The organism is Loigolactobacillus jiayinensis (assembly GCF_003946445.1).
GTDB lineage: Bacteria > Bacillota > Bacilli > Lactobacillales > Lactobacillaceae > Loigolactobacillus > Loigolactobacillus jiayinensis.
This window is the reverse complement of record NZ_RHOF01000019.1, coordinates 1-19,208: the sequence shown is the minus strand read 5'-3', so window position 1 is coordinate 19,208 and position 19,208 is coordinate 1. Positions and strand designations below refer to the sequence as shown.

At 43.2% G+C, this 19,208-nt stretch carries 17 protein-coding genes; 14 read left to right on the top strand and 3 right to left on the bottom strand.

The window, feature by feature from the left end; genetic code table 11:
- Positions 1–58: 58 nt before the first annotated feature.
- A complete protein-coding gene (locus EKM80_RS06145) occupies positions 59–982 on the top strand; it encodes a YdcF family protein (protein WP_125552239.1) in 924 nt (307 codons plus the stop codon).
- 39 nt (positions 983–1,021) lie between these two features.
- On the opposite strand, the gene mscL is transcribed toward EKM80_RS06145, so the two are convergent.
- Positions 1,022–1,411 (bottom strand): large-conductance mechanosensitive channel protein MscL, encoded by a 390-nt coding sequence (gene mscL / locus EKM80_RS06140; RefSeq protein ID WP_125552238.1) that lies wholly within the window; start codon positions 1,409–1,411, stop codon positions 1,022–1,024.
- A gap of 170 nt (positions 1,412–1,581) precedes the next feature.
- Here mscL and rlmN point away from each other — a divergent pair, with 170 nt between their 5' ends.
- Positions 1,582–2,604: a 23S rRNA (adenine(2503)-C(2))-methyltransferase RlmN gene (rlmN, locus tag EKM80_RS06135; protein ID WP_125552237.1), complete on the top strand. Its 1,023-nt coding sequence runs from the start codon at positions 1,582–1,584 to the stop codon at positions 2,602–2,604.
- Positions 2,605–3,050: 446 nt separating this feature from the next.
- Entirely contained in the window at positions 3,051–3,503 is a 453-nt protein-coding gene (locus EKM80_RS06130) for an NUDIX hydrolase (RefSeq protein ID WP_125552236.1), read from the top strand.
- Here EKM80_RS06130 and EKM80_RS06125 read toward each other — a convergent pair.
- Entirely contained in the window at positions 3,500–4,846 is a 1,347-nt protein-coding gene (locus EKM80_RS06125; RefSeq protein ID WP_125552235.1) for an HD domain-containing protein, read from the bottom strand. The two genes, EKM80_RS06130 and EKM80_RS06125, sit on opposite strands and share 4 nt — an antisense overlap.
- A gap of 165 nt (positions 4,847–5,011) precedes the next feature.
- Between EKM80_RS06125 and EKM80_RS06120 the strand changes: the two genes are divergently transcribed.
- The 6 genes from EKM80_RS06120 (at position 5,012) to EKM80_RS06095 (ending at position 11,461) form a co-directional block, all read left to right on the top strand.
- The gene (locus EKM80_RS06120) at positions 5,012–5,458 is read left to right on the top strand and encodes a DUF1934 domain-containing protein (RefSeq protein WP_125552234.1); all 447 of its coding nucleotides are present in this window, start codon (positions 5,012–5,014) and stop codon (positions 5,456–5,458) included.
- Positions 5,459–5,630: 172 nt separating this feature from the next.
- On the top strand, positions 5,631–6,221 hold the full coding sequence (gene rpoE, locus EKM80_RS06115) for a DNA-directed RNA polymerase subunit delta (protein WP_318531438.1): 591 nt from the start codon (positions 5,631–5,633) through the stop codon (positions 6,219–6,221).
- A gap of 249 nt (positions 6,222–6,470) precedes the next feature.
- Positions 6,471–8,072 (top strand): CTP synthase, encoded by a 1,602-nt coding sequence (locus EKM80_RS06110; protein ID WP_125552232.1) that lies wholly within the window; start codon positions 6,471–6,473, stop codon positions 8,070–8,072.
- 280 nt (positions 8,073–8,352) lie between these two features.
- Positions 8,353–9,642, top strand: coding sequence for a UDP-N-acetylglucosamine 1-carboxyvinyltransferase (locus tag EKM80_RS06105; protein ID WP_125552231.1), 1,290 nt, complete (start codon positions 8,353–8,355; stop codon positions 9,640–9,642).
- 94 nt (positions 9,643–9,736) lie between these two features.
- Complete coding sequence (rho, locus tag EKM80_RS06100; RefSeq protein WP_125552230.1) at positions 9,737–11,029, top strand: transcription termination factor Rho; 1,293 nt, start codon at positions 9,737–9,739, stop codon at positions 11,027–11,029.
- Positions 11,030–11,185: 156 nt separating this feature from the next.
- Positions 11,186–11,461, top strand: a complete 276-nt coding sequence (locus tag EKM80_RS06095; RefSeq protein ID WP_125552229.1) for a type B 50S ribosomal protein L31 — start codon at positions 11,186–11,188, stop codon at positions 11,459–11,461.
- 150 nt (positions 11,462–11,611) lie between these two features.
- Here the strand turns inward: EKM80_RS06095 and EKM80_RS06090 are convergent, their stop codons facing one another.
- Positions 11,612–12,832: a multidrug efflux MFS transporter gene (locus EKM80_RS06090; RefSeq protein ID WP_225418823.1), complete on the bottom strand. Its 1,221-nt coding sequence runs from the start codon at positions 12,830–12,832 to the stop codon at positions 11,612–11,614.
- A gap of 244 nt (positions 12,833–13,076) precedes the next feature.
- Between EKM80_RS06090 and EKM80_RS06085 the strand changes: the two genes are divergently transcribed.
- The 5 genes from EKM80_RS06085 to EKM80_RS06065 all read left to right on the top strand — a co-directional run bounded on the left by EKM80_RS06085 (position 13,077) and on the right by EKM80_RS06065 (position 19,117).
- The gene (locus EKM80_RS06085) at positions 13,077–13,637 is read left to right on the top strand and encodes a LemA family protein (RefSeq protein ID WP_125552228.1); all 561 of its coding nucleotides are present in this window, start codon (positions 13,077–13,079) and stop codon (positions 13,635–13,637) included.
- A gap of 291 nt (positions 13,638–13,928) precedes the next feature.
- Positions 13,929–14,702, top strand: coding sequence for a hypothetical protein (locus tag EKM80_RS06080; RefSeq protein ID WP_125552227.1), 774 nt, complete (start codon positions 13,929–13,931; stop codon positions 14,700–14,702).
- A gap of 104 nt (positions 14,703–14,806) precedes the next feature.
- Entirely contained in the window at positions 14,807–15,883 is a 1,077-nt protein-coding gene (locus EKM80_RS06075) for a D-alanine--D-alanine ligase family protein (RefSeq protein ID WP_125552226.1), read from the top strand.
- Between the two features lie 43 nt (positions 15,884–15,926).
- Positions 15,927–17,309 (top strand): UDP-N-acetylmuramoyl-tripeptide--D-alanyl-D-alanine ligase, encoded by a 1,383-nt coding sequence (locus EKM80_RS06070; RefSeq protein WP_125552225.1) that lies wholly within the window; start codon positions 15,927–15,929, stop codon positions 17,307–17,309.
- A 242-nt stretch (positions 17,310–17,551) separates the two neighbouring features.
- Positions 17,552–19,117, top strand: a complete 1,566-nt coding sequence (locus EKM80_RS06065; RefSeq protein ID WP_125552224.1) for a DEAD/DEAH box helicase — start codon at positions 17,552–17,554, stop codon at positions 19,115–19,117.
- The last annotated feature ends 91 nt before the right edge of the window (positions 19,118–19,208 follow it).

Here is a 19,208-nt window from a genome sequence, read left to right as displayed (position 1 = left end):
TTAGCGGCTTTGGCGCTGATTTTGGTGCACTTATTTTTTGTTTATAGGGGCGGTGCATATGTTGTGGTTAACAGGATTATGGCTGTTAGTGTTCGCCAGTCTATATTGGCGACGCTATTTCTGGCTTGCAGGGTACCTGCTACTTGGCGGCGGTGGTTTGTTGGCTTGGCGCGGCTTCACCAGTGTTATTTGGCCAGGGTTACAAGCTTATCAAGTGCTATTTTATAGTGTTGCTAGTGGTGTATTTTGGCTGGTCGGTTATCTATTTTGGCGTTTTGCCCACGGTTTGTTGCAACGGCGCGGCGAAAACTTAGCCTATCGTAGTTTACAATTAGTGGCACTGATTTTGTTGCTTTTACCGGTAATAACCATTTGGTGGCGGTCGAAGCTGGTGGTGTTACTCTGGCTAAGCATTGGCTATTTTGCTGTCGGGCTAGGTACTTATGTACTGGGAACACTGCTATTAATGAGCTACCCACAGCAGTCACCGCAGTATGTGATCGTGCTGGGTTCTGGCTTGCAGCCAAATGGACAGTTGACGTCTACGCTAAAACGGCGAGTACAGCGGGCTGCGCAAATTTATCAACAGCGTAAATGTTACTTGGTGTTATCCGGCGGGCAAGGCAGTGATGAACCACTAACGGAGGCGCAAGCAATGGCCAATGTGCTGCTCAAACTTGGTGTCCCGGCAGCGCAATTAATTTTGGAAGACCGCTCAACGTCAACCTTGGAAAATCTGCAATTTTCGTTAGCTAAGTTACCCACTAATAGCACAATTGGTGTGCTGACTAGTGATTTCCATCTACTGCGCGCGGCGCTATACGGTCGCCGTTTAGGCTTGCATTTAAGTTACTATGTGGCCACGACATCCTGGACTTATTTACCTTTAGGGGCCTTGCGTGATTACTTAGCCTTATTGGTGATGACCCGCTGGTGGCAATTTCTGGGCTGGTTAGCAGTAATGCTGGTTTATATAAGGTAATAAAAATGGCTGTGATATAATATCACAACCTGTTAAGTGTTAGTGTTTGTTCTGTTGTTGGACCAGTAAGTCGCGAATTTCTTTTAGGTATTCTTCTTCCTTAGTTGGCACAGCTTCTTCTTCAATCGTTTCATGCGCTGCCAAGTGACGTAACTTCGTGAGCCCTTTTAATAATAGGAAAATCACGAAGGCAATAATAATGAAATTGATCACATCGTTTAAGAACGAACCAACCTTAAACTGAGCACTGCCAAGCGTTAGTACGATGCCGGATAGATCCACTTTACCGACGAATAAGGCTAATAGTGGATTGATCAGGTTAGTGGTCAATGATTTAACAATCGTAGTAAAGGCACCACCGACGATAACAGCAACGGCCAGATCCATCACGTTGCCACGGAGAATAAAATCACGAAATTCCTTGAGCATAGAATAAACCTACTTTCTGAAATTGTTATTAAAGTTAATTATAAACAAAAGCTGATGACAAACCAATGGAAACGCGAACTTTTGTTGCTGGAAAGCGAATTAGCTTGCGTCGTTTGGCGAGGTAGGCTAACATAAGCGTATTATGAACGTAGAAAAACGGAGGCAGTATAATGGTAAAAACGTCCATTTATGGATTGAACAAGCGTGATTTAATTAATTGGTTTATTGAACATAATGATAAAAAATTCCGCGCCACGCAAGCATGGGATTGGCTGTACATCAAGCGGGTCGCTAGTTTTGCTGAAATGACGAACCTGTCAAAGGCGACAATTGCTTTATTAGATGAAAATTTTGACTTTAGCACATTACGAACTGTTTCAGTTCAAGAATCGCAAGATGGCGAAGTCGCTAAATATTTATTTCAATTAGCAGATGAATTCATGATTGAAACAGTTGTACAGCACCATGACTATGGTTTGTCAGTTGGTGTGACGACTCAGACGGGCTACGCTAGTGACATGGCCAACGAGCAGCGGAATTTAACTGCTGGTGAAATTGTCGCACAAGTGGTCCAAATCCAACGTCAATTGGATGAACAAGCCAAGGGTGAACGTGTCAGCCATATTGTTGTTGCAGGCATTGGTGAACCATTTGATAACTTTGCTAATGTGATGAAGTTCTTAACCATCGTTAATGATCAAACTGGTTTGGAGATCGGCGCGCGGCACATGACCGTTTCAACTAACGGTGTAGCCAGCAAGATTCGTGACTTTGCTAACCGCGATATGCAGGTAAACTTAGCCATTTCACTTCAGGCACCTAACGATGAATTACGCAATAAAATTGTGCAGATGAATCATACTTGGAACTTGGAACAGCTATTTGATGCGGTTCATTATTACTTGGTTAAAACCAATCGCCGAATTACGTTTGAGTATACATTGTTAAATGGCGTTAATGATCACACTGAAGAAGCGTTGCAGCTGGCAGGGTTATTCCAAGATATTCAGCATCTGGCCTATGTTAATTTGATCCCGTATAGTCCAGCAACTGAGCATGATCAATATACCCGCAGTCCCAAAAAACACGTCACGGCATTCGCTGATACATTGAAGAAACAAGGCATCAATGTCCAAATTCGCCGCGAAGCTGGGACTAATTTTGACCAACCGCACACTGTTGAAAAGAAGTAATCGGCTTTATTAAAACGGAAGAGCAAAAAAAGAGAGTGTAACATAAGACGGTTAGCTCCTGAGCATTAGCCTACTACTCCGCAATTGTAGATATATTAACAAAGTTCGCTAATATATCCTGGATGCTACGGACGATGTCCATTCTTGTGGCAAAAACCTGCCGCAAGAAACATGGCAGATTGACGAATAATTCACGTAGTGAATTATTCGGCGATCGTAGCTAAGCGGAGGGAGGTGTCTTATGTTACACGTTTAAGTTATAATGTTCGGCAATAAAAAAGAGGCGGTGGCATAATATTACTTATGTCACCGCCTCTTTTTGCATTCTTAAGCAGTTAATCTAATTAAAATTTAATCAAATATTCATTTTCCACTAGCTACTCAACAGTAGGTCGGCTACAATATAAGTAATTTCAAATTCAATTTATGCTTAGGAGGTCATCATCATGGATGAAATCGTTTTTGGTGAACGTGATCCGAAGTTAACTTATAAAACCCGCGTAGGTGCTTATGCGGTCGTGCCGGATGCAACGCAACAGCAAATCCTAGTTGTCGAGCCCCCGAATCACACCTTTTTACTGCCTGGCGGTGGCATTGAACCTGGCGAATCTGATGTGGAGACCATTGCCCGTGAATTAATTGAAGAAGTTGGCGGCAAGATGCAGATCACTGATTATCTCGGCCGCGCCAGTGAGTATTTTTATTCCACGTGGCGCAAGCAAGCGTACTATCACCCCGCTCATTTCTACGCCGGCACAGGGCTAGTTAAAATACAAGCACCGCTGGAAGGCGACTTTAATCAGATTAAATGGATGCCGTTAGACGAGGCAGCTAAGGCGTTAAAACGACCGACGCATCGCTGGGCCTTAGCTCAGTGGCGCCAGCGGCAAGGCCTTTAATGAATTAATGTGCCATTTAACACGTGGCTTTGAAATTCTTGATAGGTTGCGGCAAATAAATTATCAGTCGTGTCGCGGCGCAGCATTTCCTTAGGAAAGAAGAACCGCTCGTCGCCAGTCATTTTACCGCTGATGGCGGCGACAATATTGCTAAGTGCTGATAACTCGATCAAGCTACCATCTGGTTGGCTGATTTCAATTTGCGTTTTTGGATTAGCTGAATGCGGATCGTAGGCGTCGTAAGGCAAGTCGTAGCTATTATTAATTGCCGTGTAATAAGTGGTATCGTAGCCGACAGCCGCAATTAATTGCCGCATTTTTGGTAATAGATCTTGAGTTTTATCGGTGACACTAACTGATTTTAATGGCCGCCGGTTCAAGAAACGGCTGGCTAAGTCACTGAGAATGGGATCGTCAAAATCTTGCCATTCAATAAAGTAAGTGGTCAATACACCGTCATCGAGTTTGAGATAGTCGGCCAGTGTAAAATCATTTTCTAAGAAGGGTAGTAACAGTGACGGGACCTCTTCAGCGGAAAGCTGATTTTCATCATACAATGTTTTCGCCCGCTGCAGTAGATGTTGTAGAATCATTTCCATTGAGCGAGAAACGGGATGAAAATAGATTTGCAAGTACATCTGGAAGCGGCTTAAAACATAATCTTCCACCGCGTGCATACCATCCATGGAAAAGGCGATACCTTCCTTATAGGGTTGCATAACGCGTAAAATACGGGTGAGATCAAATTTACCGTACTCGGTGCCGGTGTTGTAAGCATCGCGCAATAAATAATCCATTCGATCAGCATCGATTTGACTGGAAATCATTTGGACCACTTGCGGATTAGGATAATCATGGGTGATAACGCTGGCAACTTGCTCTGGAAATTCTGGGCTGACGCGGCGTAAAACGGCGTTGACCTCGGTTGTTGGATCCGTTAAAATCGCGACGGTAACGTGTTCATGGTTGGTGTTGAAAATATGTTCAAACGTATGCGAATAGGGGCCATGGCCGATATCGTGAAGTAAGGCCGCACACAACGTGACCAAACGCTCATGATCATCCCATAAGCCATCATTTGGCTGTTGCGTTGGAAAGTTGCGCTGAAAATTATCACAGATTTGGCGCGCAATTTCGTAAACGCCAACTGAGTGTCCGAAGCGACTGTGCTCGGCGCCATGAAACGTAAATGAAGCTGTACCGAGCTGCTTAATTCGCCGCAAGCGCTGAAATTCTTTGGTATTGATCAGGTCGAGAATCACGCGATGTTGTACGTGAATATAATTATGCACGGGATCGCGTAGCACTTTTTCCCGTGGTAGCATTTGATTACGATAGTCCATAATGACGTCCTTTTAAAAGTTATTTTTATAGTTAGCTTCGTTATTGCTTCTATTATACCTTTTCCAGCAAAGTCCCGCGACTGCTTTGGAGTTAGATTCTACGCAGAAATGGCTAGGACTGATATAATAGAAATACATGAAACTGAAAAAAGGTGGCAATAAATTATGGATCTTTCAACAAGCTTACCAATCATGATTCACTTAGAAACAGTTGTGCAACAAGAGGGCGATTCCACTCAGCATATTTTTGATGAACCTGGTCAGTTAGTGCAGGTCGGCCGCGCATTATATATTCGCTACAAAGAAACTTCGGAAGACGATGGCACACAGATTCCCGTTACAATGAAAATTGAACCTGATGGCGATGTTAAATTAACCCGAGGTGAGCAAAATGGTAATCAGCGCTTACAGTTACATTTTAGTCGGAACACGCGGGTGATCGCCCGTTATCAAACTCCCTACGGTGTGATCCCAATTGAAACGCTCACGCCACGGTTAGACATGCGGATCAAGGAACAACCAGTTTCCGGTGAAATTTATATTGAATATCAATTGTTTGCTGGCAACGATCATCTTGGTGATTATCAATTGCGACTAGTTTTTACCGCTTGATATTGCTTTTTCGAAATCGACATAGTATGATGTAGGATAGACTGCTGAGCGATGCTTTAATTAGGCAGTTTTTGCTATGATTGGGTAGATTTCGCTCAGATTATCCGGGTTTATTGGTGTATTTCACTAATAAACAACTTATATTTATTAGTGGAGAAAGGACGTGTACCTGTTGGAACTCGACGCTTTTAAGGGACAGAAAAAAAACGAATTATCAATGATCGAAGTGGCACATGCAATTTTAGAGCAAAAAGGTGATGTTATGCCCTTTGCTGACTTAGTCAATGCCATTCAAAAATATTTGGATGAAAGCGACAAGGAAGTCCGCAATCGTCTATCACAGTTTTATACAGATCTCAACGTTGATGGCAGCTTTATTTCATTAGGTGAAAACGTTTGGGGTTTACGCTCATGGTACCCATTCGATTCAGTCGATGAAGAGGTCAACCATCCAGAAGATGAAGAAGATCAACCACAACGCAAGCGGCGTAAAAAGGTTAATGCCTTCTTAGCCGATGTTAGTGATGATGACGATGTGATCGATTATAATGACGACGATCCAGAAGATAATGATGACGATTTGGATGACGAAGCTGACTACGTCGATGATGATGACGACACCAGTGATCATACCGATCATGATCTTTTGGCTAGCGTTGATGATGATGCTGACGATGCACCAGATGAAGATCTGCCTGACGGTATCGAAGGTGAATTAGCTGAATTTGATGATGATGACATTGACGACGACGATAACGCTTAAGCTAATTTAATAAAATTGAATGCTTGACGCTTAAGCAATTTCCATGTATTATATTGTTTGGGCGCTTTACAAGCATTTGTAAAGCCAATGAACGGTTATGATAAGCTCCCTATTCTTGAGGAATGGGGAGCTTATTTTTATTTTTGAAGCGTTCTAGCTAAATTAATTTGAACGTATTTTGAAGAGCCTGAGTGCCTTTTAAAATGCTCTAATTTTATCTTCCCCGAATAATATTGAAGGAGTTTTGATATGACCAAGTATATCTTTGTAACAGGCGGCGTTGTTTCATCATTAGGCAAAGGAATTATTGCAGCATCATTGGGACGGCTACTGAAAAACAGAGGTTTAAAAGTAACAATTCAGAAATTTGATCCGTATATCAATATCGATCCTGGTACGATGAATCCTTATCAGCATGGGGAAGTCTTTGTCACCGATGATGGTGCGGAAACCGATCTTGATCTTGGCCATTATGAACGCTTTATTGATGAAGATTTAAACCAATACTCCAACGTTACCACGGGTAAAATCTACAGTGAAGTTCTCCAAAAAGAACGTAATGGTGACTACCTTGGCGCAACGGTTCAAGTTATTCCACATATTACTGACGCTTTGAAGGAAAAAATTACACGGGCTGCTAAAACGTCTGATTCCGATATTATCATTACCGAAATTGGTGGTACGGTAGGCGATATTGAATCCTTACCATTCGTAGAAGCAATTCGGCAAATGAAAGCTGATGTTGGCCGTGAAAATGTACTTTACATCCACGCAACGCTGATTCCTTATTTGCGTGCGGCTGGTGAAATGAAAACCAAACCAACGCAACATTCAGTTAAGGAATTACGTGGTATGGGGATTCAACCGGACATTTTAGTTGTTCGTTCAGAAAAGCCAATTACCCAAGACATGCGAGATAAGATTGCGTTGTTCTGTGACGTGACCCCAGAAGCAGTCATCGAATCTTTGGACGTGGATACACTTTATCAAATTCCAGTCAATTTACAGAAACAAAATATGGACGATATTGTGCTAGAACATTTTGGCATGACTAACGTGCCAACTGCCGATATGACGGAATGGAATGGCTTATTACAACGGGTCCGTAACTTAAAAGGTAAGACAAAAATTGCCTTGGTTGGTAAATATGTTGAACTACAGGACGCTTATATTTCTGTAACGGAAGCCTTGAAGCACGCCGGTTATTTCTATGATGTTGACGTTGAAATTGTTAAATTTAATGCTGAACACGTTAATGATGAAAATGTCACTGAATTATTAGGTGACGCCGATGGTATTTTAGTTCCTGGTGGTTTCGGTGATCGTGGTCTTGAAGGTAAAATTACGGCCATTAAGTATGCTCGTGAAAACAACGTACCGTTCTTAGGTATTTGTTTAGGGATGCAAATGGCCTGTGTCGAATTTGCGCGCAACGTGGTTGGTTTGAAGGATGCTGGCTCATCTGAGACACAACCAGATATTGCTGATCCAGTTATTGATTTGATGGCTGACCAAAACGCCAAGGAAAACTTAGGCGGTACCTTACGTTTAGGCTTGTATCCTTGTGTGCTTAAGGAAGGTTCCGTAGCCGCTGCCGCTTACGACAACGTGCCTGAGATCCAAGAACGCCATCGTCATCGTTACGAATTCAACAATAAGTATCGCGATTTATTGGCGAAAAATGGCTTAGTTTTCTCTGGTGTTTCCCCAGATAATCGCTTGGTCGAAGTGGTTGAATTACCACAAAATGATTTCTTCGTGGCTGCGCAATACCATCCAGAATTCTTATCACGTCCAAGCCGGCCAGAAGGTTTGTACAAAGCATTTATCAAAACAGCTAGCCATAGCTAAAGAGGTAGCACGATTCTAACTTTTATGGTAGAGTATTGTAGGCAATTTGCTACAATACTCTATTTTTTTAGGGTAGATGACAAAACATGACAAATATTAAGAATTGATAAAGTCCTAAGACTGGTTTTAGCAACTATTTTTCGGTATGATTAGTGTAAGTAAGGCTCAGGCACGTTACATGATTGTTAGAATTTCCTAACTAAGTGGCTTAAGGTATTGTATTTTTAGGTTACATTCTTTATCATTGAAATGATTATAATTGAAGTGAGGAAAGTAGCATATGAAGAAAATGAGGATCCAAGGTGGCAAACCGCTATCCGGCACGGTGACGATCGGGGGCGCGAAGAATAGTACCGTTGCGCTCATCCCCGCATCGATTCTAGCTGATACGCCGGTAACGCTGGACGGGGTGCCTGATATTCGGGATGTACATAATTTAATGTCAATCTTGGCATCGATGCACGTGACCTCAACGTTCACTGCGGATATCCTCAAAATCGATCCCACCAAGATTGTACCGACACCATTACCGAATGGTCGTATTAAAAGCCTACGTGCCTCATATTATTTTATGGGCGCATTATTAGGTAAATTTGGTGAGGCTATTGTTGGCTTGCCCGGTGGCGATGATATTGGACCCCGGCCAATCGACCAGCACATTAAGGGGTTTGAGGCCCTTGGTGCACAAGTCACAAATGAGCATGGCGCTATGTACATTAAGGCGCCGGCAGAAGGTTTACACGGTGCACGAATCTTTTTAGATATGGTTTCAGTTGGTGCGACGATCAATATTTTATTGGCCGCGGTTCGTGCTAATGGGCGGACAATTATTGAAAATGCCGCCAAGGAGCCGGAAATTATTGATTTAGCTACCTTTTTAAATAATATGGGTGCAAAAATTCGTGGCGTGGGTACCGATATTATTCGGATCGACGGTGTACAACGATTAGAAGCACATAATTCACATACAATCATCCCAGATCGTATCGAAGCGGGGACTTATTTAGCCATGGCCGCAGCGATTGGTGATGGGGTTTTAGTTAAAAATATTATTCCTGAGCATTTAGACGCTTTTTTGGCGAAAATGGAAGAAATGGGTGCACAGCTGGACTATCATGAAGATAGTATTTATGTAAATCCATCTGACCATTTAAAGATGGTACAAATCAAAACAGCCGTTTACCCCGGTTTTGCGACTGATTTACAGCAGCCAATTACCCCATTGTTGCTAAAGGCACGCGGCGAAGGCTTAATTGTTGATACGATTTACCCCAAGCGGGTCAAACATATTCCTGAATTGATTCGGATGGGGGCAGAGATCACAATTGAAAACGATGTAATCATTTTGCATCACGCTGATCAATTGTATGGTGCCGAAGTATCAGCGGACGAAATTCGTGCTGGTGCGTGCCTGATGACTGCTGGTTTAATGGCACAAGGTGAAACTATTATCAGTAATGTCGACAATATTTTGCGTGGTTACGAACGAGTAGTCGATAAGTTGCGTGGACTTGGCGCACAGGTCGAGATTGTTGATGATGTAGAACAGATCACGATTGCATCACGCTAATAGCGTATATTAAGGAACGAGGGCAGCTTGCTTTGCTGATAAGCGGAAGCGTTGTTTTCGTTTCTTTTTTTGATTTAAATGAAGGAGTAATTTAATGAGCGATTTTTTGACCATGGGTGAGTTAGAAAACCAAACCCTAAAAGAAATTTATAAGTACGCGCGTGATTTTAAAATCCCGTATTACAGCCAAATGAACAAAAAGGAACTATCATTGGCCGTGTTGCGTGCCCAAGCCAAAAAGCAGGGCTTCGTTTCAATGGAAGGCGTTTTGGAAATTGTTGGTGACGATGGCTATGGCTTTTTACGGCCAATCAATTATGGCCCATCGCAAGAAGATATTTATATTTCGGCATCACAGATTCGGCGTTTTGGCCTACGTACTGGTGACAAAGTTGATGGGCGTGCACGGCCACCTAAGCCCAACGAACGTTATTATGGCTTAATGCACGTTGATACTGTTAACGGCAAAGATCCGGAAGAAGCTAAGCAGCGGCCGCATTTTCCAGCGTTAACGGCGCTTTACCCGCATAAACAAATTCGTTTGGAAACGACTGAACAGCAGTTGTCTACCCGCTTGATCGACGTTTTTGCGCCAGTTGGCTTTGGCCAGCGTGGCTTGATCGTGGCACCACCAAAAGCGGGGAAAACGAGTCTACTTAAGGCTATCGCAACTGGTATCACTGAGAATTATCCTGATGCCTATTTGATTGTGCTGTTGATCGATGAACGGCCGGAAGAAGTTACTGATATTGAACGCTCTGTTAAAGGCGATGTGGTCTCATCTACGTTTGATCAGCAACCAGCTAATCATACGCGGGTGGCCGAGTTGGTTTTGGAGCGTGCAGAACGCTTGGTCGAAGATAAGCAAGACGTGATCATTTTGTTGGATTCAATCACCCGTTTGACGCGCGCGTATAATCTAACGACACCTTCCAGTGGTAAAACCTTATCCGGTGGTCTGGATCCGGCAGCATTTTATCGGCCAAAACGTTTCTTTGGTGCTGCACGAAATATTGAAGAAGGCGGCAGCTTAACAATTTTGGCTACGGCGTTGGTTGATACTGGTAGCCGCTTGGATGATGTGATCTATGAAGAATTCAAGGGAACTGGTAATTTAGAACTGCATTTATCTCGTGAATTAGCAGAACGGCGTGTTTTTCCAGCACTGGATATTAAGCAATCAGGCACCCGCAAGGAAGAATTGTTATTGCCAAAAACAAATTTGGACGCATTGTGGAAAATTCGCCGTTCAATGACAGGTGATGCTTTAGAATACACCGAACAGTTGTTACGCTTTATGCAGCGGACTTCGGACAACCGTGCGTTCTACCAAAATTTAAACAGATTAACGTTTAAGCGACAACAAACAAGAAATTCACATCACTAATTGCAAAATTTCAACGTACATGGTACTATTTATTAGTTGTGTAACCAAATCATCTCTGTTTCGCAGGCTAGCTTAGGTATAACCAGTTAGGCTGTTTCCGGCTGACTAGTTTAAACGCTAACGTTAGTATGATTCAGGGCAAAGGAGCGTATTATAATGAAAAAAGGTATTCATCCAGATTATCATCCCGTTGTTTTCCGTGATTCCCAAACAGGTTTCCAATTCTTGTCTGGCTCAACGAAAACATCTGACCAAACGGTTGAATGGGAAGACGGTAATAGTTACCCATTAGTTTTAGTTGAAATCAGTTCAGACTCACATCCTTTCTACACCGGCAAGCAGAAGTTCACGCAAGCCGACGGTGCAGTCGATCGTTTCAACAAAAAATATGGTTTTGCCGATACAAATGCAGCACCTGGCAAAAAAGACTAAGCAATTGCACGCGACACCTGATATTGTTATCAGGTGTTTTTTTATTGCTGAATATTATAGGCTAAGCGGAGGGCGCTACCGTCTTATGACACACGCTTCTTTTTGTTAAAAAAATGGTACAAAAAAATCGTCGGCTAATTTAGCTGACGATTATTTTTTTGCTTTTAGGCGTAACGGTTTAGTGCTACGCCAAACCCAAACGAAGTTGATAAATTCGAGTGCGGCTGTCGTGAAGAAGACGCCGTTGTAGCCGAGAAAGCCGGAGATACCGGAGCCAATCAATGGCCCAGAAACTTGACCAACCGACTGGAAGGACTGATTATAGCTGAAAATACGACCAGCCACGGTATGCGGCGAGTATTTGGCTAGAATTGTCTGTACAGCAGGCAATAAGGCGGCGTCAGAAATTCCGACGAAAACGCGCAATACTGCCAGTTGCCACACATTGGTCACGAAACCTTGGGGCAGGTAAACGATAGTGGCAAAAATCAAACCTAGTAACAAAATTCGCTGGGTACCGATGCGGTCGCCTAGCTTACCAAATTGGGGTGCAGCAATCAATGTGGCAATCCCCGGTAAGGCAGCAATAATACCGCTGATCAAGGGTACGTTACCAGTACCGTGTAATAACTCGCGAACGAACAACGCGATGATTGGGCTGATCGAATTGTTGGCGGCCATGATAAACATCGTGGTAACGAACATACCGATAATCAATTGGGGATGCGGTAATTGCTGAATGATTGCTTTTGCTGGCTGTTCTTTGCCTTTTTCAACTGGTTCAAAGGTTTCATGAACGAAAAACAAACATAACAGAAAACTAGTTGTCAGTAGGCATGCTGTAATCAAAAAGGTGACCCGGTAGCCAAAGAAACCGGCGATAGAACCACCTAATAATGGGCCGATCATTTGACCAGTGACGGCGCCAGTAGAAAGTGTGCCTAACGCTTGACCACTTTTATTGCGTGGTGCTGAAGTTGCAATCAAGGCGTTGGCGTTACTAATGAAGCCAGAAACGACGCCTTGCAAGGCGCGCAAAACAACTAATTGATAGACGTTGGTCACAAAGGCCATGGCACCAATGATCACTGCCATTCCGGCTGAGGCACGTAGCAGCATTAATTTGCGGCCTTTGCGATCGGCTAAGCGGCCCCACCAAGGAGAAACGATGGCGGTGACTAAATAAGTGGCGGAGTAGGTCAAGCCGCTCCAAAAACTAAGTTGGACATGGGTGAATTTACCTAGTGTATCAACATATAGTGACATAAACGGAAGGACTAAGCTAAATCCCATCCCGGTCATAAAACAACCAAACCAGAGCACGTAAAGATTTTGTTGCCATTGCGGGCGTTTGCGCTGAACCGAGTTCAAGCGCTCACCTTCTTTCTGAAAATTGCGATAATTCTATGTTAGCACGATTGACAAAAATTAAAAGTGCTAGTAGCCCACAATTAATGATTAGCTGATGTAAAAGCATATTCAGCGGCCTAAATAAGCCTAGACCAATTAAGCTGCTGGTAAAATTTTCCGTCTAGCAATAACCTTAATTGACAAGTTGAATCGTATCTGTGACAATTAATGCAAATACAGAATATAAAAGAAAAGAGGGTTTGCGATGCTGTGGATTATTTTAATTGCAATCTTGCTTGCAGCGGTGATTGTAATTGGTTACATCAGCTTTTATAATGGCTTGGTACGTAGTCGTAATTGGACCGACGAAGCTTGGAGCCAAATCGACGTTCAATTGAAGCGCCGGAATGATTTGATCCCGAATTTAGTTGAGACGGTTAAAGGCTACGCTAAGCATGAACAAGGCACGTTGGAAAACGTGATTGCCAAACGCAATCAATTGGCAGCTGTTCCTAGCGATGATCATGCACAGACAATGGCGGTCTCCAATCAGCTTTCCGCTGGCTTAAAAGATATTTTTGCTTTATCAGAAAGCTATCCTGATCTTAAGGCAAATCAACAATTTGGACAGTTGATGGATGAATTAACCAATTCAGAGAATAAAATTGCCTATGCACGCCAACTGTACAATTCAAGTGCCGTTAATTATAATAATAAAATTCAAACATTCCCGGGCAATGTCATTGCACCAGCCCACAACTTCCAGAAAATAAATTATTTAGAAACACCAGAAGCCGAAAAAACGGCGCCTAAGGTTTCATTTTAAGTAACAGGTTCGTCAATGATCAGCCGTAACTGGCTGAAAGTTGGCGGACCTTTTTTGTGGGCAACACTAGCTAATAGCATATTTAGAGGGGTTGCGCATGTAAGGACACAACCCCTTTCTAACTGGTAGCTGTGGTTTATGCTTAATGACGGCCGTTTGTTGCTAGTACGACTGTTGATTAATATTTCAAGCATGTTTCAGTTGTGTGAATACTTGTTTTTTCGCTGTCTTTCCTAAGCGTTCGTAGTACAATAAGGTGAGTATTGGTTAAAAGTGATGTGGAGTGGGATCATGAGTGCGGAAGTTGTATACGTTCATTTAGAGACGGTTTCTAATTTAATATTGTCCTATGGCATCAGTTTGCAGGATTTTGCAGGTGCGCTACCACGCGTGCCGCATCATTTGCTACTGTTAACGCCGGTCGATCTGGATGATGATGTTGATCCGCACACTGGGTTCAACAGTATTTCTGGTGCGCCGGCGATTGCCTCGTACTTAACCGATCCACACTTAGCAACACATAAGTGGATCGATTTTGCGCATGAATTATACTTAGAGCAGGTGACGCCAAATGAGGTGGCGCAGTTGCTTTATTTGGGGCACGCCTACACACATTTAGAATCACCGTTTTATTATAAGTTGCAAAATGATTATGTTTATCTAGATTTACCGGATGGCACAGTGAAAACTTATTACCGGCATTTGCCGCAATTTTACACCGTGTTAAATCGAAGTCTAAAGCGACATTTACAGGAAAAATATCCTGACATGCGCTTTTTATTTCGGCGTCGGTCATTAATTCAAGATATTGATCCGACGATTCTTAAACAGTTACAACCGCTATTCATTGACGGGGCGCTGTTTTCCTTTGCTGATATTGATAGCCGGCAAAAGGAGATCCATATTCCAATTTTGTACTTAAATAGTCGTTTTAAGCTGATCGATGATGATTGGCATAGTATGGATCAAGAAAAAGTAGCTGAATTGATTTACAATCACGGTATTCAAAAATGGCGCTTAAACGTCATTAATGAAGCTGCTTTTGCGAACCAAGGATTGCTTTGATCAGATTGTTTTAACCAAGTAAAAATGTAGATCAATGGCTCAAATCCAATGCACTGAGTCAGATGTTACAGACGTTTTTCTACACTTAAGAAAGCAGGGCGCGTATGCAGATTTACCTACTATATGGCGGTCAAAATGCAGAGCATGACTTGTCGATTGCTTCGGCATTCGCAGTTATTCACGCAATTTATTTCAAGTATTACTCAGTTTGTCCAATTTATATTACGCAAACGGGGGCCTGGTTGCGCGGGGCGGTTTTACATGAACCGCTAAGTGCGGCGACTGCGCTTAATTTAGTAGCCGGTGAGACCGCCCAATTTAATGAAAATGGCGTATCAACTGGTATTGCACTACGACCTGGCGACTTAGCTATTGAAGACGCAGTTGTTTTTCCAGTCATGCATGGGCAAAATGCTGAAGATGGCACGATTCAAGGCATGTTGCAGTCATTAGGCGTTCCTTATGTTGGCGATGGCGTACTGGCCAGTGCTGTGGGGATGGATAAAATTGTTAGCAAAATGTTATTTCAACAAGCGGGTATCCCGCAAGCACCTTACGTTCCTGTGTTAAAAGCGCAATGGCACGCAGCAGCTGAAAAGATTCTGGCGCGTTGTGAGGGCTCACTTTTATACCCAATGTACGTCAAGCCGGCGAATCTAGGCTCGAGTCTTGGGGTTAGCCGGGTAAGTGATCGTGAAGCATTGATTGCAGCCATCGAAAAGGCGTTTGAATTTGCTTCTCGTGTTTTAGTAGAACAGGGCATCGTGGCGCGTGAAATTGAGCTAGGTTTACTAGGTGACGAAGAGCTACACTTTACAATTCCTGGTGAAATTGCCAAACAACAGGATTTTATTGATCAAGGGATGAAGCAGTCCCGTAAACAGCTAGAATTAGAGATCCCGGCTGCAATCGACGCAGATGCATTGGCCAAAATGAAGCAATACGCACAGCAAGCATACGCCATTATGGATGGCTCTGGGCTAGCGCGTTGTGATTTCTTTTTGACGGCTAATGGCGATGTTTTGCTTAACGAAATTAATACGATGCCAATGTTTGATCAGTACGCCATGTACCCACAGTTATGGCAAAAAATGGGGCTAAGTAGTGGCGATCTGATCGAAGAATTAATTCAATTGGCGTTAAAACGTTTCAAGCGGCAACGCGCCCAACAACATTTTTAACTTGTTGGGGTACGATAATTTTAAGTAGGAGAAATTTTAATCTATGAAAATGCAACTTGCAGAAATTGCGCAGGCAGTAGCCGCTGAAAATGACTATTCGCGCTGGCAAGATTTAGAAATCACCAGTGTCCATTTTGATTCGCGGAAGCTAACTACTGGCGCACTCTTTGTTCCGCTGACTGCTGAAAATGATGGTCATGACTATATTGGCAACGCCCAGCAAAATGGTGCAGTTGCAGCCTTTTGGCAATTAGGGCACCCGGGTAAGCCAACTGACTTTCCGGTTTTGGAAGTCCGTGATCCCTTGAAGGCCTTGCAACAATTGGCTAAGTATTACCTAAATAAGGTTGATCCACGCGTGATTGCCATCACAGGCAGTGACGGTAAAACCACCACTAAGGATATGACCGCCGCAATTTTGGCGCCGCACACTAACATTGTTAAAACACAGGGTAATTTCAATAACGAAATTGGTGTGCCAATCACCATTTTGAATATGAGCACAAACACTGAAACTTTAGTTATTGAAATGGGAATGGATCGGCCTGGCCAACTGGATTTTTTGAGCCAGCTAGTGGCCCCAGACTTGGCCATCATTACAATGATCGGCGAAGCGCACATTGAATTTTTTGGCACGCGCGATAAAATTGCTGACGCCAAAATGGAAATCACCCACGGACTCAAGGAAGATGGCATGCTGATTTATAATGGTGATGAACCGTTATTGCAGGCGCGCGCTGCTAAGATTGCCCAGCGGACGAAAACCTTTGGCCAACAAGAAAGCAACGATTTATACCCGACGGCGATCAAGGCGGGTAGTAAACAGATCGATTTTACGTTGAACCAATATCCGGAGACGGAATTTCATTTGCCACTGCTAGGAACCTATAACGTGAATAATGCGATGGCAGCAATTACCATTGGCGGGTTATTCCAAGTTCAGCCGCAGCAAATGCAGGCGGCATTGGCTGATTTTAAATTGATCAAGAATCGGACACAATGGGTCACTGGTGCGCAAGGTGAACAAATCTTAAGTGATGTTTATAATGCTAATCCAACGGCCATGATGGCGGTATTACGGGCTTTTTCAGCGGTAACTGTCACTGGACGTCACATTGTTGTGTTAGGTGATATGTTGGAGCTAGGTGAACAAGCACCAGCACTACACGCGGCGGTTGCACCAGCTATTGATCCAGCTAAGATCAATGAAGTTTACTTGTTGGGACCACAAATTCAATCTTTGGCAACGATATTGTCGAAAAATCCTGCTTTCAGCGGGCACGTTCATTATTATCCATTGAACAAAAAATTGACGATGATCACTGATTTATTAGCAACGATTACCGCTGCTGATGCCGTATTGCTCAAAGCCAGTAACGGTATTCATTTGGATGAAGTTTTACATGCATTACAAACAAACGATTAAGTGAGTAAAAGACTATTATCATTGACAATAGTCTTTTACTTTGTTCAATAAACAAGATACAGTAAGTATGGTCAGAACGGTTTCATGAAAATAAATTGTTACAAAAATTTGTTTTTATCGGTCGTTCATGATAACATGGTAAAGATGCAAATTAGTAAGCATCAAATATTTTTGCAAGGCAGACGCGAATGGGATCGGGAACTGTTTTGCAAATTGTTTAACAGACCCGAGGAGGAAACTATTTGAAATTTACAGATTTAGGATTAGATCCAGAGCTATTAAAAGCAGTCCAACGACAAGGCTTCGAGGAAGCTACTCCAATTCAAGCGGAAACTATTCCGTTGGCATTGAGTGGCGTTGACGTTATCGGCCAGGCCCAAACTGGTACCGGTAAAACTGCTGCTTTTGGTTTAGCAATCTTACAAAGAATTGATCTTGAAAATCCTAACGTACAAGCATTGATTATTTCACCAACACGTGAATTAGCTGTACAAACACAAGAAGAACTTTATCGCTTAGGCCAAGACAAACATGCCAAGGTCCAAGCTGTCTATGGTGGGGCTGACATTGGTCGTCAGATTCGTTCGTTAAAAGAACATCCACAGATCATCGTTGGTACACCTGGCCGCCTACAAGATCATATCAACCGGCGGACAATTCGTTTAGACCACGTACAAACATTGGTCTTAGACGAAGCTGACGAAATGTTAGATATGGGCTTCTTGGAAGATATTGAAAAAATCGTCCAACAAGTACCGGAAACTCGCCAAACCCTTTTATTCTCCGCAACAATTCCGACAGCTATTCGTAAAATTGCTGATCGGTTTATGCACGATCCCAAAATGGTTCAAATCAAGGCCAAGGAATTAACGGCTGACTTATTGGATCAGTACTTTGTTCAAACGAAAGAATTTGAAAAGTTTGATGTTATGACGCGGTTATTCGACGTGCAAAAGCCTGAATTAACCATCGTCTTCGGTCGTACTAAACGCCGGGTCGATGAATTATCTAAAGGCTTACGTGCGCGTGGTTACAACGCTGAAGGTATCCATGGTGACTTATCACAGCAAAAACGGATGAGCGTACTACGTTCATTTAAGGGTGGTCATTTAGATATCTTAGTTGCAACTGATGTCGCTGCTCGTGGCTTAGATATTACTGGTGTTACGCATGTGTATAATTATGATGTTCCCCAAGATCCAGATAGTTACGTCCATCGTGTTGGACGTACAGCACGTGCTGGACATAAAGGGACATCGGTCACTTTCGTAACGCCTAATGAAATGGGCTACTTACGGACGATTGAAAAGCTAACTCGGCTTAAGATGCAACCACTGAAGGCACCAACGGCCAAGGAAGCACTTCAAGGTCAATTGACTTCAGCAGTCGCAGCGATTCATTCAATGATCGATGACAAAGATTTAAGTAATTATGAAGCACAAGGCGAACAATTGTTGGATAATTACACACCATTACAATTGGCAGCTGCTTTATTGAAAGTAACTAGTAAAGACGACGCTGCTGAAGTGCCTGTTAAGATCACACCCGAACGCCCATTACCACGGCGCGGTCATGGCGGCAACGGTCGTCGTAGTGGCGGCTATCGTGGCGGTCATCGTAGCAACGATCGTGATCGTCGCGGCGGTGGTAATGGCGGCGGCCATAGCAACAACCATAGTGCTGGCGGTCATAGTCGTTCACGCGACAATAACCATGGCAGCAGCGAAGGTCGCTATGATCGCAAGAAACGTTACGACAAAAAAGATGGCGGTAGCAAACGTAACTACACCATCCATACACACGCATAATTAACGAAAAGCCGGTAACTGAATTTCAGTTGCCGGTTTTTTTGGCTCTTTGTCAAATCCTGTTGATAGCTAATTTTAGGCAGAACTGGAA